This is a genomic window from Ravibacter arvi (genome assembly GCF_039540405.1).
Classification (GTDB): Bacteria; Bacteroidota; Bacteroidia; order Cytophagales; family Spirosomataceae; genus Ravibacter; species Ravibacter arvi.
Map to the genome: position 1 here is coordinate 187,402 of NZ_BAABEY010000024.1, position 24,095 is coordinate 211,496.

General features: G+C 51.6%; 21 protein-coding genes. 12 read left to right on the forward strand and 9 right to left on the reverse strand.

Annotated features, from left to right (window positions below):
• Window positions 1-53: 53 nt before the first annotated feature.
• The gene (locus ABD852_RS12980) at window positions 54-650 is read right to left on the reverse strand and encodes an RNA polymerase sigma factor (RefSeq protein WP_345029561.1); all 597 of its coding nucleotides are present in this window, start codon (window positions 648-650) and stop codon (window positions 54-56) included.
• Window positions 651-916: 266 nt separating this feature from the next.
• Between ABD852_RS12980 and mtgA the strand changes: the two genes are divergently transcribed.
• Window positions 917-1,606 (forward strand): monofunctional biosynthetic peptidoglycan transglycosylase, encoded by a 690-nt coding sequence (mtgA, locus tag ABD852_RS12985; RefSeq protein ID WP_345029563.1) that lies wholly within the window; start codon window positions 917-919, stop codon window positions 1,604-1,606.
• Here the strand turns inward: mtgA and ABD852_RS12990 are convergent, their stop codons facing one another.
• Complete coding sequence (locus ABD852_RS12990; protein ID WP_345029566.1) at window positions 1,607-3,142, reverse strand: S8 family serine peptidase; 1,536 nt, start codon at window positions 3,140-3,142, stop codon at window positions 1,607-1,609. It abuts the gene before it with no gap.
• 334 nt (window positions 3,143-3,476) lie between these two features.
• On the opposite strand from ABD852_RS12990, the gene ABD852_RS12995 reads away from it, so the two are divergent.
• The 8 genes from ABD852_RS12995 to ABD852_RS13030 all read left to right on the forward strand — a co-directional run bounded on the left by ABD852_RS12995 (window position 3,477) and on the right by ABD852_RS13030 (window position 12,611).
• Window positions 3,477-4,769, forward strand: a complete 1,293-nt coding sequence (locus ABD852_RS12995; RefSeq protein ID WP_345029569.1) for an aminopeptidase P family protein — start codon at window positions 3,477-3,479, stop codon at window positions 4,767-4,769.
• Window positions 4,770-4,777: 8 nt separating this feature from the next.
• The gene (locus ABD852_RS13000; RefSeq protein WP_345029570.1) at window positions 4,778-5,647 is read left to right on the forward strand and encodes an EboA domain-containing protein; all 870 of its coding nucleotides are present in this window, start codon (window positions 4,778-4,780) and stop codon (window positions 5,645-5,647) included.
• Window positions 5,637-6,668, forward strand: a complete 1,032-nt coding sequence (locus ABD852_RS13005) for a TatD family hydrolase (protein WP_345029571.1) — start codon at window positions 5,637-5,639, stop codon at window positions 6,666-6,668. Before ABD852_RS13000 ends, ABD852_RS13005 begins: the two co-directional genes overlap by 11 nt.
• A 16-nt stretch (window positions 6,669-6,684) precedes the next feature.
• Complete coding sequence (eboC, locus tag ABD852_RS13010) at window positions 6,685-7,551, forward strand: UbiA-like protein EboC (protein ID WP_345029572.1); 867 nt, start codon at window positions 6,685-6,687, stop codon at window positions 7,549-7,551.
• Window positions 7,552-7,735: 184 nt separating this feature from the next.
• Complete coding sequence (locus tag ABD852_RS13015) at window positions 7,736-8,911, forward strand: 3-dehydroquinate synthase (protein ID WP_345029574.1); 1,176 nt, start codon at window positions 7,736-7,738, stop codon at window positions 8,909-8,911.
• Window positions 8,912-8,956: 45 nt separating this feature from the next.
• On the forward strand, window positions 8,957-10,150 hold the full coding sequence (gene eboE / locus ABD852_RS13020; RefSeq protein WP_345029575.1) for a metabolite traffic protein EboE: 1,194 nt from the start codon (window positions 8,957-8,959) through the stop codon (window positions 10,148-10,150).
• A gap of 2 nt (window positions 10,151-10,152) precedes the next feature.
• On the forward strand, window positions 10,153-11,520 hold the full coding sequence (locus ABD852_RS13025) for an alkaline phosphatase family protein (RefSeq protein ID WP_345029577.1): 1,368 nt from the start codon (window positions 10,153-10,155) through the stop codon (window positions 11,518-11,520).
• Between the two features lie 65 nt (window positions 11,521-11,585).
• Window positions 11,586-12,611: a hypothetical protein gene (locus tag ABD852_RS13030; protein WP_345029579.1), complete on the forward strand. Its 1,026-nt coding sequence runs from the start codon at window positions 11,586-11,588 to the stop codon at window positions 12,609-12,611.
• 10 nt (window positions 12,612-12,621) lie between these two features.
• On the opposite strand, the gene ABD852_RS13035 is transcribed toward ABD852_RS13030, so the two are convergent.
• From ABD852_RS13035 to ABD852_RS13050, 4 genes are all read right to left on the reverse strand, one after another.
• The gene (locus ABD852_RS13035) at window positions 12,622-13,692 is read right to left on the reverse strand and encodes a hypothetical protein (RefSeq protein ID WP_345029580.1); all 1,071 of its coding nucleotides are present in this window, start codon (window positions 13,690-13,692) and stop codon (window positions 12,622-12,624) included.
• The gene (locus tag ABD852_RS13040; RefSeq protein WP_345029583.1) at window positions 13,689-14,339 is read right to left on the reverse strand and encodes an ABC transporter ATP-binding protein; all 651 of its coding nucleotides are present in this window, start codon (window positions 14,337-14,339) and stop codon (window positions 13,689-13,691) included. Before ABD852_RS13040 ends, ABD852_RS13035 begins: the two co-directional genes overlap by 4 nt.
• A gap of 161 nt (window positions 14,340-14,500) precedes the next feature.
• The gene (locus ABD852_RS13045) at window positions 14,501-14,743 is read right to left on the reverse strand and encodes a helix-turn-helix domain-containing protein (RefSeq protein WP_345029585.1); all 243 of its coding nucleotides are present in this window, start codon (window positions 14,741-14,743) and stop codon (window positions 14,501-14,503) included.
• A gap of 144 nt (window positions 14,744-14,887) precedes the next feature.
• The gene (locus ABD852_RS13050; RefSeq protein WP_345029587.1) at window positions 14,888-15,244 is read right to left on the reverse strand and encodes an iron chaperone; all 357 of its coding nucleotides are present in this window, start codon (window positions 15,242-15,244) and stop codon (window positions 14,888-14,890) included.
• Between the two features lie 81 nt (window positions 15,245-15,325).
• Here ABD852_RS13050 and ABD852_RS13055 point away from each other — a divergent pair, with 81 nt between their 5' ends.
• The 3 genes from ABD852_RS13055 to ABD852_RS13065 all read left to right on the forward strand — a co-directional run bounded on the left by ABD852_RS13055 (window position 15,326) and on the right by ABD852_RS13065 (window position 18,809).
• Window positions 15,326-16,456: an FAD-dependent monooxygenase gene (locus ABD852_RS13055; protein ID WP_345029657.1), complete on the forward strand. Its 1,131-nt coding sequence runs from the start codon at window positions 15,326-15,328 to the stop codon at window positions 16,454-16,456.
• 38 nt (window positions 16,457-16,494) lie between these two features.
• Window positions 16,495-17,040 carry a GNAT family N-acetyltransferase gene (locus ABD852_RS13060; protein ID WP_345029589.1) on the forward strand — a complete coding sequence of 182 codons (546 nt, stop codon included), beginning with the start codon at window positions 16,495-16,497 and terminating at the stop codon, window positions 17,038-17,040.
• Between the two features lie 113 nt (window positions 17,041-17,153).
• Window positions 17,154-18,809, forward strand: a complete 1,656-nt coding sequence (locus tag ABD852_RS13065) for a hypothetical protein (RefSeq protein WP_345029590.1) — start codon at window positions 17,154-17,156, stop codon at window positions 18,807-18,809.
• A gap of 25 nt (window positions 18,810-18,834) precedes the next feature.
• Here the strand turns inward: ABD852_RS13065 and ABD852_RS13070 are convergent, their stop codons facing one another.
• The 3 genes from ABD852_RS13070 to ABD852_RS13080 all read right to left on the reverse strand — a co-directional run bounded on the left by ABD852_RS13070 (window position 18,835) and on the right by ABD852_RS13080 (window position 23,990).
• Window positions 18,835-20,373 carry a sulfatase family protein gene (locus ABD852_RS13070; protein ID WP_345029592.1) on the reverse strand — a complete coding sequence of 513 codons (1,539 nt, stop codon included), beginning with the start codon at window positions 20,371-20,373 and terminating at the stop codon, window positions 18,835-18,837.
• A gap of 179 nt (window positions 20,374-20,552) precedes the next feature.
• Entirely contained in the window at window positions 20,553-22,304 is a 1,752-nt protein-coding gene (locus ABD852_RS13075) for a sulfatase family protein (protein ID WP_345029593.1), read from the reverse strand.
• A 45-nt stretch (window positions 22,305-22,349) separates the two neighbouring features.
• On the reverse strand, window positions 22,350-23,990 hold the full coding sequence (locus ABD852_RS13080) for a RagB/SusD family nutrient uptake outer membrane protein (RefSeq protein ID WP_345029595.1): 1,641 nt from the start codon (window positions 23,988-23,990) through the stop codon (window positions 22,350-22,352).
• Window positions 23,991-24,095: the final 105 nt, after the last annotated feature.

Here is a 24,095-nt window from a genome sequence, read left to right on the forward strand (position 1 = left end):
ATTGGTTGGTCATTGCGAATTATTACGATAATCAGGGTTAGTGTAGTGGCAGATTAAAAGGGATAGGCTGTAAGGAAAAGGAGCAGAGCTGTTCCGACAGGGAGTGATTTCCTGAGCGAGTGGAGCGCTTTTTGCAAGACATTGGAGACGGATTGTTCCGAAATGTTCATAATCAAGGCAATCTCCCGCCGGTCCAGGTTCTGGAAATATCGCAGGTAAACCGCTTCGCGCTGGCGGTCCGGGAGGCTTGCCAATAACTTCTGAACAAGGCTCATCTGGTAGGCGAGCTCTTCATGTCCAAATACAATTTTTTCAAGAGGCAGGTCGTGTTCAAGGTCATATTCGTGCAGCGCATCCAGCGAAATCCAGGTTCCCCTGACTCCATTATTGATCATCTTACGCCGAAGCGAAGTGAGCAGGTATCCTTTCGGAGAGTCGGGTACAACAAGGGTATGCCGGTGCTGCCAGATGGCAATAAAAACATCCTGAATGCAATCCTGAACAAATTCTTTGCGGTCGGAAAACTTCATGCCGTAGCCAAACATGGTCGCATAGGTAGCTTCCATCAGAACTTTCAGCGCATGGCTGTCGTCCCGCTTCAGGTTCGCCCACAGGGTCTGTAAATCCGATGTCAAAACCCTCTTGTTCATACCATTATGCACCCTGGGTGCCGTATCAAGGAGCTCTTCAGTATTGTTTTTTTGTTATTTTTTTAATCACCCTCAAAGCTTGGGGGGTTCGGGGTCTTATGTTAGTATCCTGCTTTCGGAAGGCGGATACTCAGTTAAATAATTGTTTCAAAATTAAAGCCGGCGCCGGTTTATTTTTCTAATCGGGCGGTAGTTTCTATTTTCGTCACGCGTTTTGCCGGGGCGGCTTTTACGTGATTATTTTGCTGTTTTTGATAGACAACCGAATGGGAAAAACGATTTTCAGGCTGCTGAAACGGGGTGTACTTTTCTTTGTTGGATTTTCTTTGTTGGGAGTCCTGGTATTTCGCTTTGTACCGGTATGGGTGACACCCTACATAGTCGCCGAAAGAATCCGGTCCGTCGGCGGAGCGCCGGATCTGTCATTCAAAAAGAAATGGGTACCGTTTGAAGATATTTCCCGCCAGATGCCGCTTGCGGTAATTGCTTCCGAAGACCAGAATTTTCTCAATCACTCGGGTTTTGATTTTGTCCAGCTGCAAAAGGCGCTGGACGCCAAGAAGAAGAAAAAACGCGGTGCGAGCACAATTTCACAGCAAGTGGCTAAAAATGTATTTCTCTGGCACGGAAGAAGTTACCTCCGCAAAGGCCTCGAAGTTTGGTTTACGGTGCTTATTGAACTTTTGTGGAGCAAAGAACGAATTCTTGAGGTATACCTGAACGTTGCCGAGACCGGCAGGCTGACCTTCGGGGTAGAAGCGGCAGCCCAACGCTATTTCCGGGTACCGGCATCCCGTTTAAGCCGCGCGCAGGCGGCCAGGATTGCGGCCATATTACCTAATCCCAAAGTGTACCGCGCCGACAAGCCCGGGCCTTATGTCCAGAAACGAGCTTTATGGATCGAGCGCCAGATGAGAAACCTGGGCGGCGTCGATTTGCTAAAGAAATTGGAGTGATTACTCCCACGCGATCTCAACCGCGTAGTTTTTCAGGTCGACCGTCGTATATTTTTCGTGGGTCTGGCGCCTCAGGCTGATCTTCCCGTTTACTACACTGGTGGTTTGCTGGATGATCACGTCCTTCGGGTTCTTTTTCCTGTAAATAGGCAGCTGTCGCTCGGTGGTATTTACAGGCAGGTCAATGCTTCTCCCTTTTGCTACAATTCTGATATTCCGGCTGGGCAGGTAAGGTCTTTTTGCCAGTTCTACCGCCCGGGAAGCCAGCGGGACTCCGTAACCGATGTAGTTGTTGCCGAAAGGATACAGGTGGGCTGATTTCTCGATAATTTCGATCAGTTGCTTATTGTTCAGGTTGGGGTTTTGCTCCATCAGGCAGGCGGCAAAGCCGGTTATTACCGGCGCTGAAAGCGACGTGCCGTATAGGGAATAGCAGGAAACGTTGGGCTTCAGGTAATCAATCGACTCCGGGCCCATGCTGCTGTAGCCGATACGCGTCCATTGCTGCTGGTTAGTGGCGCCCACTGACAAAACTCCTTTCGCATCGGCCGGGGCGGTAATGATACGCCACGATTTGTCTTCTCCCTCATTGCCGGCAGAAATCACCAGCAGAATACCTTTTTTTTCCGAAGCAAGCTGGGCCGCCTGGGTAATGGCGGTAGACTTGCCGTCCATTTGAATGGGCGAATAATTCTCTGTCGGGTCGGTAAAACCCCTGGCGTAGCCCAGCGAGGTGTTGATCAGCCTGACCCCGAGGCTATCCATCCATTCCAGTGCAGCAATCCAGTTGTCTTCCTCTCCGCGCCATTCGCGCAGTGAGTGATCGGTCCTTGCCAGGTAAAATTTCGAATTGAGCGCCATACCGTATTGGGTGCGCTCCCGTTTGTCTAAACCGGCAATGGCAGAAAGCACTTCCGTTCCATGCATGTCCGAATAGGATTCGGCGATGGAATAGAGCGATTCACCCTTCATCTGGGGCTTTACGTAATCCCTGATATCAAGGATTTTATTCTTGCTGAACAAATGCGTCAGCAGGTCTGAAGAGTCGGCGCCATAGAAGCCTGCGTCGATTACCCCGATGGTTACGCCTTTCCCGGTCAGCTTCTGGTCGGTAAAAACTTCCGATTGCACCTGCTCCATGACCGGTGCGAGCATGGCCGGAGACGGCGATTGGGAAGCACGCGCAATGAAAAAATCGGAGTCCATCCTGATCACTTCCTTGACGAAGGGCAGGTCCTTTACTTTGCTCAGTGCTTCCGGGTTAAGTTCCGCCGAAACGGCATTCAGCCATTTGGACCGCTGTATAACCCGTACCGACGCTTCGTTGGCCAGGATAGAAACATAATCCGTTTTAACCGGGAGGTCCGTTACATCGAAAAGAGGCAGGCCCTGTAGCTCGCGGTTTTTAAGCGTCTGGGCCGAAACCGCCGGCTGGGTGGACAGGTCCTTGTCCTTCAGGTATATCCAATATTTTCCTGAGGCATTGGCCGCAAGGGCGCAGGATAGCGTCAGGCAGAGAAGCAAAAATGATTTCATGTGTATTCTAAAGGTGCGAGCGCCATAAGGAGTGAACGTCACAACTGAAACCTGGCACGCTATGGTTCATGGCTTTTTGTTAAGGTGGTGCGCGTGGATATTTAAACGATTGAAATCTGAAAGATGATTTTCACAACGGATACATATTTTACTGTCTGCTATTTTTTTATGGCGCCCGGAGCTCTGAAGCGCCGATGCTGCCAAAGATCGTAATTTTGAATGCAATTCGCAACACAACATCCCGCCATTGTGAAATGGATAACAATACGAAAGATAGGTGTAATTTTGCGAAGTCATCAACGGTCGACATCTAAAATTCAAAGCCGCGATACTCATGCGTTACAGTTCAATTGATTCTTCTTTGTTTGTTTCCAACCGTCGCCGGCTGGGACAGCTTCTCCTGCCTAAATCGCTGGCCATACTGAATGCCAACGACTTGATGCCGACCAACGCGGACGGTACCATGGGGTTCCGGCAAAATGCCGATCTGTTTTACCTGACCGGCATCGACCAGGAAGAAACTGTTCTGGTTTTGTTCCCCGGGCATCCTGATCCCAAGTTGCGGGAGGTATTGTTCCTGCGTGAAACCAATGAACATATTGCCGTTTGGGAAGGGGAAAAGTTAACCAAAGAAAAAGCACGCGAACTGAGCGGTATTGCCACCATTTACTGGACCAACCAGTTCGACACGGTTTTCAGGAATATTGTTTTCGAAGCAGAGCGTATCTACCTGAATTCCAATGAGCATACCCGTAACGATTCGCTGGTGCAAACGCGGGATGACCGTTTTATCCGCTTCTTCAGGGAGCGCTACCCGCTTCATCAGCTTGAAAGGCTGGCGCCGCTGATGCATCAGCTACGCGCGGTAAAACATCCGGAAGAGGTCCGGCTGATGCAAAAAGCGTGCGACATCACACAGGCCGGTTTTGAACGCCTTCTGAAATTTGTAAAGCCGGGTGTGACCGAGTTCGAAATAGAGGCCGAGATGCTTCATGAGTATGTGAGGAGCGGTTCGAGGGGTTTTGCTTATTCCCCGATTATTGCTTCCGGAAAAAATGCCTGCGTACTGCACTATATTCAGAATGATCAGGTTTGTAAGGAGGGGGAAGTCCTGCTCCTGGATTGTGCAGCGGAATATGCCAATTATAATGCCGATCTGACGCGCTCCATACCGGTGAGCGGCCGTTTTACAAAGAGACAGGCAGAGGTATATGATGCAGTGCTTCGTGTTTTCAGGGCGGCAAAAGATATGCTCGTTACCGGGAATATCTGGGATGAGTATCATGCCCGTGTGAACGAGGTGATGGAAAAGGAACTGGTCGGGTTGGGCCTGCTTTCCCTGGAGGATATCAGGAACCAGAACCCTGACTGGCCGGCTTATAAGAAATATTTCCCGCATGGTACCTCTCATTTTCTCGGGCTTGACGTTCATGATGTGGGTAATAAATACCGCCGGTTTGAACCGGGAATGGTTTTTACCTGCGAACCGGGTATCTATATAAGAGAAGAGGGATTAGGAATTAGGCTGGAGAACAATATATTGATTACGGAAACCGGGAATCTGGACCTCATGGGCGGGATTCCTATTGAGCGGGAAGAAATTGAAGATTTAATGAATGCATCATAGGAAATGGCATGAATGAAATAGCATCCGCGCTGTGGGAAATAATCGCAGCAAATGAAAAGGAAGAGGTGCTGCAATGGCTTAAACCGCTGGCGCAGCGCAGGCCGATGGAAATTATGACGGCGTTTGTGGCGGTGCCGCGGCAGGTTTCAAAACTGCAGGTGTTTACGCCCGAACCCGCGGCGGCTGGATTAAGCAGCCTTTCGGAAGGCTTTTCAGTAAACGGGTGGTCGCTGACGCGGCTAAGCCGGGTTTGGTTACTGACGCTGCTCGATCAGAATGACCGGGAAGAATATGTGCGCCACATCCGGACGCTTTTTGATACAGCAGAAATGAACGAGCTGGTGGCGCTCTATTCGGCATTGCCGCTCCTGGGTTATCCCAATCAGTGGCTGGGGCTTGCTACCGATGCCGTCAGGTCAAATATCGGTTTGGTATTGGATGCTATCGCGTTGCAAAATCCTTATCCGGCCCTGCATTTTCCCGAAGGCGCGTGGAACCAGCTGATCATGAAAGTCATTTTTAATGATAAGCCTATTCACCGGGTATATGGCCTCGAAAAAAGGGCGAATGCCGACCTGGCCCGGATCCTGTTGGATTTCGCACACGAACGCCGGGCCGCGGGCCGTCAGGTTGCGCCACAGGTTTGGCGGTTGATTTCCGGCTTTGTAAAAGACAGCACGCTGGCGGATCTGAAATTCCTGATGGATTCGGGGAAACCCGAGGAAAGGCAGGCGGCAGCATTGGTTTGTCTGCAATCGGACTACCCGCCTGCCATGGAGTTGCTGGAGCAGTACCCGGACCTGACGGAAATGGCGCGGGAAGGGAAATTGCGGTGGAAAAATCTGGAATTTGATGAAATGAATACTTATGTGTCGTAGTTGTCAGCAAAACCCTCATCTCAATCCTTCGCATTTTGAGGGGGCCGGAGACCCGGCTTTGGAAGTCACCCACCAGGACCTGCAATGGAACGACTATCGTTCGTCCATCAGCGGGATGCGTTTTTTTGATCCGCATGTGCATATGGTCTCGCGCACTACCGACGATTACCAGGCCATGTATGACGCTGGAATCGTTGCATTGATCGAACCTTCGTTCTGGGTAGGGCAGCCCCGGACCGGCCTGTCTACCTTTAAAGATTATTACAATAGCCTCATCGGGTGGGAACGATTTCGGTCAAGCCAGTTCGGAATTCGCCATTATTGTACCATCGGGCTCAATTCCCGGGAAGCCAATAATGAAGTGCTGGCCGAACAGGTAATGGAAATATTGCCCCTGTATGCCTATAAGGAGGGAGTTGTGGGTATTGGTGAAATCGGGTTTGACGACCAGACCGCGCTTGAGGAGAAATATTACCGGGCACAGCTGGAATTGGCGAAAAGCGCACGTCTCCCGGTACAGGTACATACGCCGCACCGTGACAAGAAGCGCGGAACAGAGCGCAGTATGTCCATTGCGCTTGAACATGGTGTGGACCCGGGTTGGGTGGTGATAGACCACAACAATGAAGAGACCGTAAAGAGTGTGCTGGATCAGGGTTTTTGGGCGGCATTCACGATTTACCCCTTTACCAAAATGGGAAATGAGCGTATGGTAAAGGTGGTGGAACAATATGGTAGCGAGCGTATTATGATTAACTCCGCCGCGGACTGGGGGATTTCCGATCCGCTTGCCGTACCGAAAACTGCGGCGCTGATGAAAGCCAGGGGGATCTCTGATGAAGCGATCAGGAAAGTGACCTATCAGAATGCCATCGATGCTTTTGCCTTGAGCGGACAAATTGACGTGGCTGATTTTGAACAGGGGAAAGACATTGATCAAAACCAGAAATTTTTCGGGAACAGCATTTTACGCGGGGGACAGCAGCCACGCGTAGCCCGAAATTCCATTTTTATCTCCTGAGCGTAGCCGTAAGTTCATGTCGCTGAAACCTTATCTGCAGCTTACACGGCCGGCTAACCTTGTTACCGCTGTAGCCGATATCCTGGCGGGTATTGCCATCGCCGGCTATCCGTTCGCCTCGTGGGAGCTCGGTTGGCTGATTTTGGCTACGCTGGGTTTGTATGGTGGCGGAATAGTGTTGAACGACGTTTTTGATGCGCCGCTTGATGCCGTCGAGCGACCCGAAAGACCTATACCCAGCGGGAAAGTCCCGCTGCGACAGGCCGCCTTCATGGGAGGTTCGCTGCTGCTGATCGGGGTTTTGTCGGGTTTTGCGTACTCCGCAGAAAGCGGCCTGATTAGTTTGATCGTCGCGCTGCTGACCCTTGTTTACAACCGGTTTGCCAAGCACAGCCGCTTTTTCGGACCTTTGGTCATGGGATCGTGCAGAGGCGGAAATTTGCTTTTAGGTATCAGTTCGGTTACCCCGGCGCTCTGGCATTGGTGGCCGATAGCCCTGGTGCCGGTGGTGTATATCGCCGCCATCACCATGATCAGCCAGGATGAAGTCCACGGTGGAAAAAGGGGATACCTTTTTCTGGCTGCAGCGTTTTATGTCACCGTACATACCGTGCAATTATATGTCAGTTCCCTGGAGGGCAACTTGTTTTACGCTTGTCTTTTCGTGGCCCTGCATGCCCTCCTGATCGGGCTGCCGCTTTACAAAGCCATGGTTACCCCGGTCGGCCCCCTGATTGGAAAAGCAGTAAAAGCCGGTGTACTGTCGCTTATCGTGATGAACGCCGCCTGGTGCGTCGCGTTCGGATATTTTGGGTTGGGTATTTTTGTGCTTATTCTCCTGCCGCTTTCGATGTTCCTGGGAAAGAAGTTTGCGGTAACGTGAGGAGAAATCGGAAGTCGGAGATCGGCGCTTTTCCGATTTCCGATTTCTGACTTCCGATTTCCCCCCTCACTTGAATCTCTCTTCCAAATGTCCGATTTTTGTAAGTACCGGAAAGAAAAGGTTTCCCCGTTTTAATCGTTAATCTAATATCGCGGCGCAAGGGCGGAGCGAATGTATAAACGTCATGTTTGTTTTAGAGCAGTCTTTTAAGGTTTCTTATCAATACCAGGTATATTTTACGGAGCATTTGTTTGACGCTGAGAACGCGTTGCTTGCACAGGTATTTCGGTCATTGGTTGAGCCGGGCTATGTAGCCCGGGCTTTGTTTGTTGTGGACGAAGGCGTATGGACAGCCCACCCGGTGCTGGGAGAGCAGATTTCCCGCTACTTTGATACGCTGAAAGACCTGGTGGTATTGGCGCCTGAAATAATCCGTGTCCCGGGTGGTGAAGCCGTAAAGAACGACCGGCTTCAGGTTGAAAGGATCGTTGACGCCGTCAATGAATACGGGATCGACCGTCATTCTTACCTGGTTGCAATCGGTGGGGGAGCAGTCCTGGATATGGCCGGTTATGCGGCCGCTATTTCTCACCGTGGTGTCCGGCACATCCGGATCCCGACCACGGTCCTTTCGCAGAATGACTCCGGAATCGGGGTGAAGAACAGCGTTAATTACAAGGGAAAGAAGAATTTTCTCGGGACCTTCGTGCCTCCGGTAGCGGTCATCAATGACAGTGCTTTCCTGCAGACGCTCGAGGACCGTGATTGGCGTTCGGGAATTTCTGAAGCCGTTAAAGTTGCGCTCATCAAAGATATTGCATTCTTTGAATGGCTGGACAACCAAAAGGACGCGCTGGCGAACCGGGCTGCCGAACCGATGGCCCATCTCATTATCAAATGTGCGGACCTGCATTTGCAGCATATCCGGGGAGGAGACCCCTTTGAGTTCGGGTCGGCCCGACCGCTTGACTTCGGCCACTGGGCTGCACATAAGCTTGAGTACCTTACCAATTTTGAACTCAGGCACGGTGAAGCCGTTGCCATAGGAATTGCACTGGATACGGTCTATTCCTTTCTTAAAGGATTCATTTCCGAAACCGATGTGCTGCGGGTTCTGAATCTTTTTACCGTACTCGGGTTCGGGCTTTCACATGAAAAACTGTGGGAGGATGATAGCCGGCATCTGAAAGCAGGCCTGGCAGAATTCAGGGAGCATTTGGGTGGCAGGCTCACCATCACGCTCCTGGAAGCGCTCGGAAAGGGCATTGAGGTGCACGAAATGGACGAAAACCTGATCGAAAAGGCCGCGAATTATTTAAAAACCTATGAAACCTCGCTGAGGTTGTCCCCATCTGTTTAACCCGCTGTCCGGCAACCGCCGGCTACCGGAATTTTTGAAGACCTTATGCAAACCGGTTACGGTCATCTGACTTATTGTAGCAATATTCATCCCGGCCTGAGCTGGGAGCATCATTTCAATGAGCTCAGAACGAATGTTCCCCTCGTCCGGCAAGCTGTTGCCGGAAACGCGCCCATGGCCCTCGGTCTGCGGTGTTCAAATGAAGCATCCCTTGTTTTGACGGAAGAGCTTGATGTTTTCAGGCAGTGGCTACGTGAAAACCATTTGTACGTGATCTCGATCAATGGCTTCCCTTATGCCGATTTCCACCAGGAGGTGGTCAAAGACAGGGTGCACCGGCCGGACTGGACTACAGCGGAACGGCTGGACTATACAAAACGCCTTTGTAATATCCTGGCCCGGCTTCTGCCCGACGGTATGGAGGAGGGCGGGGTTTCAACGCCACCGCTTTCGTACCGGCACTGGTGGGGAAGCTCCCTACCCGACACTGCGGACCAGGCAACGCGTAATCTCTTGAAGATGATCGGTTTCCTGATCGATCTCAGGCGAGAAACCGGTAAACTCGTACATATAGATATTGAACCCGAACCAGACGGGATTCTTGATAACGGCGGTGACTTCTTCGAGTGGTACAGTCAAAAACTCCTTCCTATGGGCGTCAGGTACCTGCAGGAAGAACGCGGTTTTTCGGCTGACGAAGCCCGGGAGGCTATATATGCCCACTTGCGCCTTTGTTATGATGTTTGTCATTTTGCCGTCAGTTATGAAGATCCCGCGACAGTCTTTGCCCATCTGGCAGCGAGCGGAATCAGGGTCGGCCGGATACAGGTGAGTTCAGCGCTGCGCGTTGACCTCGGGGAGAAGCGGGAAGAAAAGCTGAACACGCTCCGGGCGTTTCTGGAGCCCATATATCTGCACCAGGTAGTTGCCCGGACCCAATCCGGCGAACTGGTGCGTTATCCGGACCTGGACCTGGCGCTGGCGGCCGATTCAGCAGATCATGCAGAATGGCGGGTGCATTTTCACGTACCCCTGTTTATGGATGCCTATGGGCTGCTCCGTTCAACAAGGCCGGATATTAACCAGGTGCTTGAGTTGCATCAGGCCAATCCGGTAACCAACTGCCTGGAGATAGAAACTTATACCTGGGGAGTATTGCCCCGGGAGTTACAAATGCCAATTGCCGATTCCATTATCAGGGAAATGAAATGGGTGAAGCAACAATTGGAAAAGAATTGATAATGCGGAAAACAGTAGTAATTGATGTTGTAGGGCTGAGCGCGAACCTGATTGGTGAGCATACCCCTTTTTTGAAGGAATATGTATCCAAAAAAGCAGTAACACCCATAAAGCCGGTGCTTCCTGCCTTAACCACCAGTTCCCAAAGCTGCTATGTGACCGGGAAATGGCCGGCAGAGCACGGCATTGTCGGAAATGGCTGGTATGACCGGGAAGATGCGGAGGTGAAATTCTGGAAACAGTCCAACCATTTGGTACGTGCTGAAAAAATATGGGAAGCTGCCCGGAAGACGGATCCGTCATTTACATGTTCAAAAATGTTTTGGTGGTACAACATGTATGCTGCAGTGGACTATTCTGTCACGCCGCGGCCGCAATACCACGCAGACGGCGTCAAAGCCCCCGATTGTTATGCGTATCCTGCCAGCCTGAGAGATGAGCTCCAGCAGGAGCTGGGCCAGTTCCCCCTTTTTAATTTCTGGGGACCCAATGCCAATATTAAGTCATCGCAGTGGATCGCTGATGCTTCTGTCAGTGTAGACAGGAAGTACAATGCGACACTGACCTTGATTTACCTGCCACATCTTGATTACTGCCTTCAGAAATTTGGCCCTGATTTGCCAAAAATCAGTAAGGAGTTATCTGAAATCGATCAGTTGCTTAAGGAGCTGATCGGTTATTTTGAGAGTACGGGCGCAAAAATTATCCTGCTGTCGGAATATGGCATTAATCCTGTTTCTAGGCCGGTGCATATCAACCGTATTCTCAGGGAGAATGGTTGGATCAAGGTACGGAACGAGCGCTGGTATGAACTGCTGGACGCCGGCGCCTCCGACGCCTTCGCGGTGGCAGATCACCAGGTCGCTCACGTGTATGTCCGCAACTCTGCCGACCTGCCCGGGGTAAAAGCCCTGTTATCGAAAGTGCCGGGTGTGGCCCGGGTGCTTGACCGCGAGGAGCAGAAAGATTACCATATTGACCACGAACGGGCGGGAGACCTGGTTTTGGTAGCGGATCCCGATAGCTGGTTTACCTACTACTATTGGACCGACGATGCGAAGGCGCCGGACTATGCGAAATTGGTGGACATCCACAGAAAACCGGGCTATGACCCCGTAGAGATGTTTATGGACCCCCATAACCCCCTGATCAAACTGAGAGCGGGGTATAAGCTCCTGAGAAAAAAACTGGGATTCAGGTACCTGATGGACGTGATTCCCTTTGATGCAAACCTGGTGAAAGGGTCCCACGGTTCGGCATTCGTGCCCAAAATGTATTATCCGATCTGTATTACCGACCAGCAACCGGATAAACCTGAGTTGGAAGCGGTTGATGTTTACCAGGTGATCTGGAAGCATCTGATGGGGTAGTACGCGGCCGGAGTCTGCGCACTGCCTTGATGGTTGTTAGTATTCACACACGTACACATATCGTCATGAATAATACTTCTGAGAAGAAGGTGGATGTTTGCGTCTTGTTCTATGGGAAAGCCTACAACACAATTGTTACAATCAAAAGCCTGCTTCACTACTCCGGTCAGTATATCGACACGATATACCTGATTCATGAGAAAATGCAGCCTCACAACGACGTAAGCGGCTTTTTTAAGGTGCTTGACGTTTTCAGAGACTATAAGAAAGTGGTATACAAACCCGCGTACTTCTACGGGCTGGGCGGTGTTGACTACGAGCGGGCAAAAAATGACGATGCTTATCGGTGGAGTCTGCCGTTTCAGTATGCGTTGGAGCATACCGATAAGAAGTATTTGCTTGTGCTTCATAACGACGTTCTTTTTCATGGAGATGTGGTGGGGAGCCGGATGGCCTATATGAATGATACCGGTCACACCTATGCGGGCATCGGGTCACTGGGCCAGTGTTGGAACTGCCCGCTTCATCATGGACAGGGCTGCAACGGCTATACTTTCCAGGAACACAAAGTTACAGCGGAGACCTATTATGAACTGGCCAACCGTTACCCGGACCTGAGAAGGCTTGATATAGGGCGCAGGTTGGTGGAAAATGGCCGCGTTTTTCCGTTGCCTGAGTGCCGCATGAATGAACATGCGGCGCTTATCAATACGGCGATTTACCGGAAAGAATGTCTCCCCGAAGGCGATAGCGTTTGTTTCGGTGCGGTCTGGGACGGGGCCGATCTAGGTACGGTCTGGTTCTATCAAATGGTCAACAAAGGGTATGCTTTCAAGCAGGTAATCCTGGAAGACCACGGCACGCATTCGCCCTTTAATTACACCGGTAGTGGTGTGAGTTCCTACTCAGACCGGGAACTTTACGATTTAACGGAGCGGGATGCGAAAGCCTATTTTGAGCAGCACTATTATCCTTTGAAATTCGGTCTGTCGGTGCGGCTGCAATCCGCTGTTTATGCCGCTTACTACACATCGCGACGCTGGGCTGGAAAAGCATTGCTCAGGTTTCGTAAGATATTTGGAATGATTTGAAGCGTTGTTCTTATGGCGCCCATTTGTAATAATTCCAGCCGCCGGAGAGCAATAGCGAAGCAGCTAATGCAGGTAGTGGCACACGGTAGAGTATCAGAAGCGTTAAAACGATAGCCCATTTAAAGACAGCGCCCAGGGACTCGTCCAGCGGCGCGTCTTTTTTATATAGGAGACCGTGATAGGCCAGCAGAATGGCAAGTTGCAGAAGGAAAAGCTGCGCGAGCTCCGGGAAAGTAAGAAGCCCGTTCGCGTAGCGGATCGACAAAAGAAAGTCGGGCACCAGGATAAGCAAATGAATACCGATGAGCAGAAATGCCCGCGTCAGGAGGGGGATTGGAAGAGAACGGCGCCAGCGCCAGATATCGTTTTCCCAATGCCATATTTCGTAGGAAATACCGATGTTGGCCAGCGTGGCGATTGACAGGCCGATGGCAGGCAGGCGTATGTCATAGTCGTCAGTACCGAAGTAAAGTAGGGTGCATATGGTAAAAAGTGTGACCCCGAGTTTGCAGAGAAGCAGTGTCAGTCCTTTTTCCCTGATAAGCCATTCCGCAGTCCAGAATATCCACGAAGCAGGGCGCCGAAACCAGAACCTGACCGGGAGACTTTTCCGGTTAGCCGCAATATTCTGATGTTTGAGTTGCCAGTCCGCGCTGAAAACCAGGCAAGCCCAATAGATCAGCAGGATGCCCGTAACCTTTACAGCACCCGGGAGAAGACCCGCTTGTGCGGCATTGCCGATGATCCAGATACCGTAGGCAATAGCGGGGAGCAGGAGTCCGGCGGCCAGTACTGCCAGTCTGTAAAACCGGATGGCCGGAGGCAGTAGCCTGGTTTGGTAAATGAAAACATAGGGAGGTGAGGCCCAGAGTGAGCTCCAGAATACCCTGACCAGGACCCAATAAGCAGCCCATATTGCCGCCAGGTACGGCGGACCGGTTTTATCGGTGACAAAAAACATGGCCAGCGCTTTGTGTTCTCCCCCGGACAGAAAGCCGAACGCGAGCAGGATTACGGCCAGAAAAAAACCGGCGTGCTGCCTGTAAAATTCGCTGACGGTTGATCGGTAAAGCGTTTTCATTTTTCGTTACCTACCCTGACCAGGTTTGTGTTTTGAAGCCGGTATCGTTCGGTAAGCGCTATATTACCCGTCTCGAAGAGCTGGTGCGATGATATCAGGAATGTGACGGACTGTTCGCGGTAGTCTCTGATGAGGTCAAACAAATTATCTCTTGCTTCCCGGTCAATCGTGATCAGCGGCTCATCCAGGATAATCAGCCGGGGGCTCCCCAAAAAAGCCAGGGCGATCGATAGTTTCTTTAACATGCCGCTTGAACAGGCCCCTACCGGCTGGTTTTTGTAGGCTGTGATACCCAGTTTTTCCATCAGGGCCGTGGCCTGTCCGGGCGGGCTCTTTCTGGCGGAGGCGGTAAAGCCGACCAGGTCTGCCGGGGTCAGGAAAGCGGGGTATAGCGGCTCTGCTTCTCCCAGGCATACCCGCAGGCGGTATTCGACCGGGGCCTTGCGAAGATCGGAGTAACCGTCCAGCACAATTTCGCCATGAAAGGGGAGCATACCCGCGATCACCCGGAACAAGGTGGATTTTCCGGCGCCGTTTTCTCCTTGAATCCAATAGATACCATCGCCGATATGCCAGTCAGGAATATGGAGTACCTTGTGGTCGCCGAAGCTTTTCTGTACGTTCCGTAGTGAAAGTGTGGCTGGCATGTTGAGTCCGGGCAGCATTTTATAACTGATTCCGGCAAAATAAAGAGATGTCTGATTAAAACCAACGCCTTTTCGGGAGCGGCTACCGCCTCATGGGTTTTCGGGAAAAAAATATCCCGGGGGCAATACATGACGGGAGAAGGATGTAATGCCGGGACGGGCTAATGCGGTTCCAGCGGAAGGATTTCCGAAGGGGAGCATTCGAGGAGCCCGATGATATCGATCAGATGGTACAAGTTGTATTTGGCTCTGTATTTCGGGCTTTCAATTTGCGCAACGTAGCTATTGCTTACACCAATATGGAAAGCCAGTTTCTCCTGTGAAATTCCTTTTTCTTCACGAAGTTTCTTGACTTTCGCAGTGATGTAAGCATCAATATCCCTACGTCGTTTTGCTTGCTTCATTCAGAATGCAAGAACGAGCAGAACAGGGATGAGTCTGCTTATACCTGTATAAGTGTTTTTCCTTAGGTTAGCAGGTGTGTGAAGAAAATACCGGCTGATTTCACACCGGGGTACCGGCAGACGTGAGGAAAATTAAGTTTCCCGCTACGGCTTTTTTTCCGCCAGACGGAATTTTACGATGTCGGCGATGAGCTGCAGGGGCATAGGTTCCGAAAGCGGAAACTGAACAGATCCTTTACCCTGCTTATACCGTGAAAGCGCTTCTTTGAATGCATGGTGCCCGGTAGGTGTGGCGTAGAAGCCGATATGGTGTTCATAGCCTCCAAAATAGACCAGCGGCTTTCCATTCAGCTTGTAAGCCGGCATACCATAGCTAATGCTTTCGGTAGCCTCCGGCGCTGTTGCCTGTATGGTAGCCCGTATTTGGTTCAGCAGCTCCCGGGTCTGTTCGGGAAAGCTCCCGATATAGTCATCTACAGTCGTGTATTTTGCCTTTTCCATGGTTAGTAGTCGCTAAAATTAGTGTAAATTACAATTTAGAACGGGATAACGTCTTGTAAAATAGCAGTAATATTGGAAAAGATGTCGATTGTGATCATTGGTGCCGGTATTGGCGGCCTTACTGCGGGAATCATCCTCAAAGGGCTGGGTTACCGGGTCCGGATTTACGAAAGTGCTCCCGAAATCAGGCCGGTCGGCGCCGGCATCGCCATTGCCAACAATGCCATGCAGGTATACGAAAGTATAGGATTGGCGGGAAAGATTACCCATGCAGGCCACCGGATTTCCAGGATGGTGATTTCCGACCATACGTTCCGTGAAATTTCCGGGGTCGATCTCACCTCTTTCGAGAAGCGATACGGGGTTTCGAATATTGCTATTCACCGCGCGGCCCTCCAGGAATTATTGGCGGCCGAGGTGACGGAAGAACTGGTTTTGGCCAGGAAATTGGCCGGGGTGACACGAGGCAGGGGCAAAGGATGGGAGCTGTTTTTTGAAGATGGCGACCGGGTTTATGCAGACCTACTAATCGGGGCCGACGGCATTCATTCGGTGGTAAGGTCGGCATGCTTCGAAAGCGCGCCTGTTCTGGATGCCGGTCAGCGTTGCTGGCGCGGGGTATGTGACAATCCTTTCGGCAACAGGTATCTGAACCAGGCTATGGAGGCCTGGGGCGCAGGCAAGCGGTTTGGTTTTGTGAGCATCGACACACAAAAAGTATATTGGTACGCGGTAATTAACGCCGGTATTCCGCACGCGCCGGAGACGAATCTCGAAACGCTTTATTCCGAGTTTCACCCGGATACAGCGCAGCTTATCCGCATGACACCGCCGGAGACGCTGCATTACAGCAGCATACAGCAGCTGAAGCCAATCCCGAAATGGCAAAAGCAACAGGTGTGCCTGCTCGGCGATGCCGCCCACGCCATGACACCGAACCTGGGGCAGGGGGCGTGCCAGGCCATTGAAGACGCCTATGCCCTAGGAAAGCTGCTCGCCGGGGGGTTGAATCCCGCCGATGCCTTCTCCCGGTACGAGAAAGTAAGGAGGAGGCGCGTCAATGCAATTGTTGAAAGAAGCAGGATTATGGGGAAAATCTCGCACCTTGAAAACAGGACGGCAATCAACTTGCGGAATTTTATGATGCGCCTTTCCCCGCCCGGCCTTTTCCGGATGCAAATGTCGGAGCTGTTTGATATTGACTACCTATAACAAATGGCATTCTGAAGAGGTGCCTGTTCGATCAATTTATGGTGACGATTGAGGTTAACGAGACGGTGTTTTTGAAGCAGATCCTGCTTTCTGACGCGACCGAACTTTTCGCGACGATCGATCGGGAACGAAGATCGCTCCGCAAATGGCTCCCATTTGTAGATTATACCAGGGGGATAAGTGACTCGGAGGATTTTGTAAGGTCGCTCTATGAAAAAGGGTCACGGGAAATCGTGTTTGTAATTAACTGCCAATCCCGGTTCGCCGGGTTAATCGGTTTGAAAGGCATAGATCATTCCAATCACAGGTGTGAAATTGGCTATTGGCTGTCGGAAAAGTTCAGGGGGAGGGGAGTGATGACGGCGGCGGTGAGGGCGTTGGTTGACTACGCTTTCGAGGACCTTGATATGAACCGCATCCAGATCAAATGCGCGGTTGAAAATGTAGCGAGCAGTAACATTCCCAGGAAAACCGGGTTTTTTCTGGAGGGGATAGAACGGGACGGAGAGTTGCTCGCTGACGGCCAATATGTTGACCTGGAAGTTTACAGCCTTGTCAGGAGAAAAGACCGCATCGTCACCTGATTACAAGGTTAGACCCTGAAAGCCGGATTTGTGTTTTCTGATTAATTTTTGCAGTTTGTACGGAGATGGTCCCCGGATTCACCAAGTTTTTCCTAAATCGAATACTGAAATTTATGAAGCGTTTTTTTCTTGTTTTTTTTCTGTCGGGAGTTTGCGCTGCGTTGTTCGGCCAGCAAAAGGGAGTGCGGGAAGAAGTGGTTATCACCACCGGAAGTAAAAAAACTAAGGTAAGTTCGGGCGATAGCGACACGTTGCGCCTCGAGGTCTCGTCGAAGGACTTCTCCCGGATAAAGGCAGCCGGTTATGTCAGTTACCGCGACTTCGGGGCAAAAGGCGACGGTAAAGCGGACGATATTGATGCAATCGCCGCGGCCCATGCCTTCGCCAACGAAAATGCTCTGCCCGTAAAAGCCGGGGCGGGCGCTACCTATTATATCGGGGGAAAAAGCCGGACCGCAATTGTACGCACCGATACAGATTTTGGCAATGCCGCGTTTATTATTGACGACACAGGGGTTGAAGACCGCAATGCTCCGGTTTTTAAGGTAAACTCCAACCTGAAGTCCTACAAAGTGAAAACATTGTCTACGCTGAAAAAAAACCAGAAACGCGTGGATATCCCGCTTTCAGGCCCGAGCCTGGTTACGGTTACCAATTCCAATGTCAAGCATTATATCCGCTTCGGTTTGAACCAGAACAACGGTTCTGCGCAGACCGATATTTTCGTAGTTGATAAAGACGGGAATGTGGACATGGATGCCCCGATTATCTGGGACTTTGACCAGATTACGGATGCAAGTGTCCTCCCGATCGACGAAAAACCCCTGAAAATTACAGGTGGGCGCTTCACAACTATTGCCAACCAGGCGGAATCAAAATATACCTATTATGCCCGGAATATTGCGGTCCGCCGTTCCAACGTGCTGGTCGACGGCTTAGAGCACCGCATTACCGGGGAAGGTGAACACGGTGCTCCGTATGGCGGTTTTATCACGGTCGGCGAATGTGCTTATGTCACCGTACAGAACACAGTGCTAACCGGGCATCGCATGTATTCTACCATCGGGGCTGCCGGCAAGCCGGTGTCTATGGGAAGCTATGACTTGTCCATGAACCGTGCGCTAAACGTATCAGTTATCAATTGCAGTCAGACCAATGACATCAATGACAGCCGTTACTGGGGCGTCATGAGCTCCAACTTCTGCAAGAACATTCTTTATGACAAATGTATATTTTCGCGTTTTGACGCCCATCAGGGTGTCGCCAACGCAACGATCCGAAATTCTACACTGGGCCACATGGGGATCAACGCCATCGGCACCGGTACACTCATTGTGGAGAATAGCACCATTCGGGGAAGAACGATGGTGAACCTCCGTTCGGACTATGGAAGTACCTGGCAAGGCGACTTTATAATCCGTAACTGTGTTTTTGTGCCTGCAGGCGGAAGGCCCGTGGCGGCCAGCCTGATCGGCGGGACCTATACCGGCAAACATGATTTTGGTTACCAATGCTATATGCCCCGCCGGATTGTCTTTGAGAATCTGCGTATTGACGACACCAACCACCCCGAAAACTACCAGGGGCCGACCATCTTCGCCAACTTTAATCCGGCTATGACCGATAGCAGTTACGAGGAAAAATTCCCCTACATGAAAACACAGGAAGTCGTGTTGAACAACGTGACGACAGCAAGCGGCAAGCCGCTTCGGGTCAGCGACAATGCGTTTATGTTTAGCGATGTAAAGGTTGTAACGGGTAAGGATTGAGCCGATTCAGTCCGGGCACTGCGGCTTATTTTAATTCCAGCTCCGGGAGATCACCTGCCCGCTTTCCCTGTATACTTTCGAGTGTCTTAACCATTTCGTTTACCTTTTCCGGGTTTTCTTTAGCCAGGTTTTGCCGTTGCCCGATATCGTCGTCCAGGTTAAATAGTTGGTATTCAGGTGCGTTTCCGAGCTCGATGTTCACGTGCCTGTTCAGTGCCTGACCTTTATACGGCGGGATCAACACCCAGTTCCCCTGGCGCAGCGCTGTGCGGCCCGAGGCTTCCAGTACCAGGTTTTCCCGGCCTTTGTCGCTTTTTCCCAGGAAGACATCCAGGAGGTCACGGCTGTCTTTTCCCTCAAACCGGGTGCCGGCAAGTGCGGCCAGTGACGCCGGCAGATCGACTTGAGAGACGAGAGCGTCCGATACGCCCGGCTGGATGGTACCTTTCCAGTAGGTAATAAAGGGAACGCGGGTCCCGGCTTCGTAGAGGCTGTACTTTCCTCCTCTCAGCGGCCCGGAAGGGGTGTGCTTGCCCAGCTTTTCCACGGCGTCGTCATAGTACCCGTCATTCACAACCGGTCCGTTGTCACTTGTGAAGATGATGAGCGTTTTTTCAAGCAGCTTTTGTTCTTCGAGGGTTTTCAGCAATTCCCCTACACACCAGTCGGCTTCCGCAATGGCATCGCCCCGTGGTCCCATGCCGGTAGTGCCCGCAAAACGGGGGTGCGGTGTGCGGGGTACATGCGGCTGCTGCATGGCATAGTAAAGAAAGAACGGCTGATTTTTATTGCTCAACACAAAATTCCGGGCTTTTGTCAAAAAATGGTCCGCCATGTCTGTATCCTTCCAAAGCGCCTTTTTCCCGCCCTTCATATAGCCGATCCTCGGTACACCGTTTACAACGCTCTGATTGTGGCCGTGGTGCCATTTCATAGTAAGCATTTCAGGATTGGTGAGGGCTGTCGGTTCGCCGTCAAAATTTTTTTCGTAGCTTACTTCGATGGGGTCGTTGGGCTCCAGACCCGCAACGAGGCCATTTTCGATATACACGGTGGGTACACGATCCTGCGTCGCGGCCATAATGTAAGCATAGTCAAAGCCCAACTGGTTGGGCCCCGGTGAGATAGGCTTGTTCCAGTCGACATGCCCGTTGCCCAATCCCAGGTGCCATTTGCCTACCACGCCGGTTCGATAGCCCGCGTCTTTCAATACCGAGGCGATAGTCGCCTGCGTGGTATCGATGATCAGTGGCGCCGTTCCGGGGAGAATCTTAGCTTCGCTGTTTCGCCATGGATAAGAACCGGTAATCAGGGCAAACCGGCTGGGTGTGCAGGTCGACGATGTTGCGTGGCCGCTTGTGAGGCGGAGGCCGCCGCGGGCAAGACGGTCGAAATTGGGAGTTTTCAAGGCAGTGGCCCCATAGGCACCCACATCTCCATACCCTAGATCGTCGAGGTTGATAACAATGATATTGGGCTTTTCCGGTGCGTCCTCCTTTTCTTTAGGACTGGCCTGGCAGGCCACCAGGCATGCCAGCATGGAAAGGTTAATGATAGCTTTCATTTGTATAAAAAGGTTTGAGCCGCAGCGGCGGACCGCGGTGAGCAGTGAGGGGTGAGCTATTTATTCATCAGCCGTTTGTGTGCCGCTTGTAGCTAATACCTCAAAGCTCATGGCTATTTCGTCGGTAAAAATTGATGAGAATATTTTAGATGAGAACAATGGCCGGTCTAAGACAATCGTTAGGCCGGGCCGATCCTGGGCATCCAGCAGGTTTCTTTCGCCATGTCGGCTTTCATAGCCCGTTGCAAAAGTTGTAGCTTGAGTTCCTGGTATTCTTTTTGATTCCATAAATTATTGAATTCCCCGGGGTCTTTTTCCAGGTCAAAAAGCTCGCCTTCATCACTTTGCATGTACCAGGTAACCTTGTACCGGGCTTCAATATAGCTCTTCTGGTAAAATTTTGTGCGCTGAAAATGATTTTCCGCGATTACCCAGTCCCGTATGTGTTCGGTTTTTCCGAGCCATAACGGTGAAACATCCAGCCCGGCCATTGTCATAGGCTTTTCCCTTCCGGCCAGGGTAAGAAAAGTAGGCGCCAGGTCGACTACAGAGACCAGCGCATCTGTCCTTTTGTTGGCGGGAACATGATTTTTCCACGACACGATAAAAGGGATCCGCAGGTCTTCTTCAAACGCAAATCCACCTTTTGCGTATAAATTATGGGTGCCTATGTGATGCCCGTGGTCGGTAGTAAACACGATAATTGTATTTTCCCTTAGCCCGGTTCTGTCGAGATGATCGATGATAAGGCCGATGTATTTGTCCATCATGGATATCATGCCGTAGTAGATTGCCATGTCTTTCCGGGCTTTTTCCTTATCGGTTGCCTGGATGTTGAAGCCATGAACTCCCTGGCCGTCTTCGAAATACTGCGACCCCCAGCCGCGCTTTCCGTTTTTCTGGGTCATGCGGTAGTGGTAGGGCATGTCTTCCATATCGCCTTCGGGCACATCAGGCAGTTTCATGTTTTCTGGCTTGTACATGGAAGCCCAGGGTTCTGATACCAGGTAGGGGGGGTGCGGGTCAAAAAAGCTTGCCCAGATGAAAAAAGGCTTCCCTTCTTTTTTCGCCATATCGAGGTTGGCGATGGTCCTGGAGGCGATCCAGGAGTTGAGATGGTAGTCTTCCGGAATGTTCCAGGCGCCGTATTGCGCTTCACCCGTGGCGGCATTGGCGTTCATAGCCTTCCGCATGGCCGGATTCGAATTTGCAAATTTCGACTGATCGGGTTTCCTGAACCACTGCTTCCACTCTACCGGCGAGCGCCCCTCTTTTTTTAGCTTTTCTTCCATCCAGATGGCATAATGCTGGCCTACGTGCGATTCATCCCCGTGGGGCCGGGCCAGTTCGGCTCGTTCAAACCCGTAAAAAGGGCCGTGGTATTTTCTCCAGAAATCCAGGTCCTGGAGAACAGGATAAGCTTCCAGGGACGGGTATTCCGCGCTTCCCTCCAGGGGCATGAAATGGGCTTTCCCGATAATTGCGGACTTGTATCCCAGTTCCTGGAGGTAGTTGCCGATAGTGGGCACCGTCTCGGGGAGCTTGGTCCCCAGCGCGTACGCCCCGTGCTGGGAAGGGTAAAGGCCGGTAATCATCGAGGCCCGCGTGGGCGTGCACACCGGGTTGCAGGTATAGGCCCTGTCGAAAATCAGGCCGGATTTAGCAAGCCGGTCGAGGTTGGGCGTGCTGATTGCAGGATCATTGTAACCCATCCGCATCCAGTAATGCTGGTCGCTTGTGATGAACAGGATGTTGGGCTGCGGCGTTTTACCTGGCTTTACCGGTTCGCGCTTCCCGTAAGCTTTCAGGTATTCCTGTTGCACAATCGGTACATCATTCTGGAAGACCCTGGGAATAATCGAACCGGTGTAGCCTGCCGATACCAGCAAAATACTTCCCAATACCCATTGATAAAATCGTTTTTTTTCCAAAATCAACAGACGTTAAATGGTGACGGACAGATGTTTTTTACAGCCTTATTTCCCCAGCTTCGGATTGACATTCACTTCGGATTCGGGAATCGGCCAGGTTTCATCCTGTCCTTTTCTGAAATTTTTCGACGTTACGAACCAACGAAAGTGCGGGTCGGTTTTCTTGGAAGCAGTAGGGTAACGTTTGGAGTCCGGGAAAGCGGCGCCCCAGAAATCTCCCGACAGTGCCTGGTCGGCAATTCCCCATCTTAGCAGGTCCCACAGCCTGTGGCCTTCGAAAGCCAGCTCGATTCTTCTTTCGCGGCGCAGTATTGTTCTCAGTGCCGTGGGATCGGTAGCAGTCACCGGCGGCAGACCGACCGATGCTCTGCCCCGTACCTGGTTGATGGTCTCGTCGAGTAGCTCCCGTGTAATAGGGGCTCCGTCTTCGAGCTTTGCTTCCAGGTAGCTTAATAGAACTTCAGCATAGCGAACCACCGGTATGTCTCCGCCGTAGTCGGCAATCAGACCGCCCGTAAACGATTCGTCAAAGAATTTACGTAGCCCGTAGCCGGTTCGTGTTGCCTGCTTGGAATAGGTCAGCTGGTCAAGCGAATTCACGGAATCCGGGTGACAGACATACTTCTGCCCGGCAAATGCGCACCCGTCCCAGAGGAACGTATCTCTGAACCTCGGGTCGCGGTTGGCTCCCATGTCCTTGTAGTTGAATTTCGGGCTGTCGTAGGAGAATGCCGTTCCGTCGCTGAAGCCATATTCGTCTGCCAGGCTTCCCAGCGGGTTGAAAATATGCCAGCCGCCCGACATGGCGGGATAAGCGTGTTGAGGCAGCGCATTTCCGGCCTGTCCACCGAGATACTTGAGCGTAAAGATATTTTCGCTGCTCGCCTCTCCGGAAGGAATGAAAAGAGTCTTGTAATTGGGAGCTATCGCGTTATCGCCCAGGTCGATAATTGTTTTGAAAGCATCTGCTGCTTCTGCAAATTTTTTCTCACTCAGCATGATCCTGCCCAAAAAAGCCAGCGCGGCCTGTTTGCTGGCCCTTCCGTGTTCGCCTGCACTTAAAGCACTGAAGCGGGGAAGGTCGGCGGCGGCGAGCTTAAGTTCCTCCACAACGAATGCCACGACCGCGGCTTTGGTGGCTTTGTCTACATTGTTGGCTTCGTCGGGCGTCAGCGTGCTGGTTACCAGCGGCACACTGCCCCAGTACTGGGAGAGATAGAAGTACTGTGTGGCGCGTATAAACCTGGCTTCGGCGGCCATACGTTTGATTTTGGAATCATCCATCGCCACTTTTTCGATGTTTTCCAGGAAGTCGTTGCAAATGGCGATCCGCTTGTAGGATCCCGACCAATACCCGCCTGTTACGTTGTTATTGGCGAGCAGGGTACCATTGGTCAGGCGGTTGAAGGTGGAATTGTCTCCGCGGCGGTCATAGGCGTTGTCGGTAGCGAATTCCAGGAAAACACTCCCGAAATAAGACCACCAGTCATTGGGGACCGTATTGGTGGGATAGGTAATTCCGCCGCGGTACATACCTGTCAGCGCGATCAGGGCGTTAGATTCCGATGTCCAGAAATTGTCTTTCGCAAAGGAATTTGTCGGGAACTGTCTGAGCTGGTCGTCGCAGGAAGCGAGCGACAGGGCCAGGACACCCGACATCATGTATTTTTTAATCCTGAGTTTCATTTGTTTGAAAGGTTTGAGCCGCAGCGACGGGCGCTGTGAGCTGTGAGAGTGAGCGGATGCCGGCTGCTTTATTCATCATCTTTTTTGTGCCGCTCAGGGCTTAAA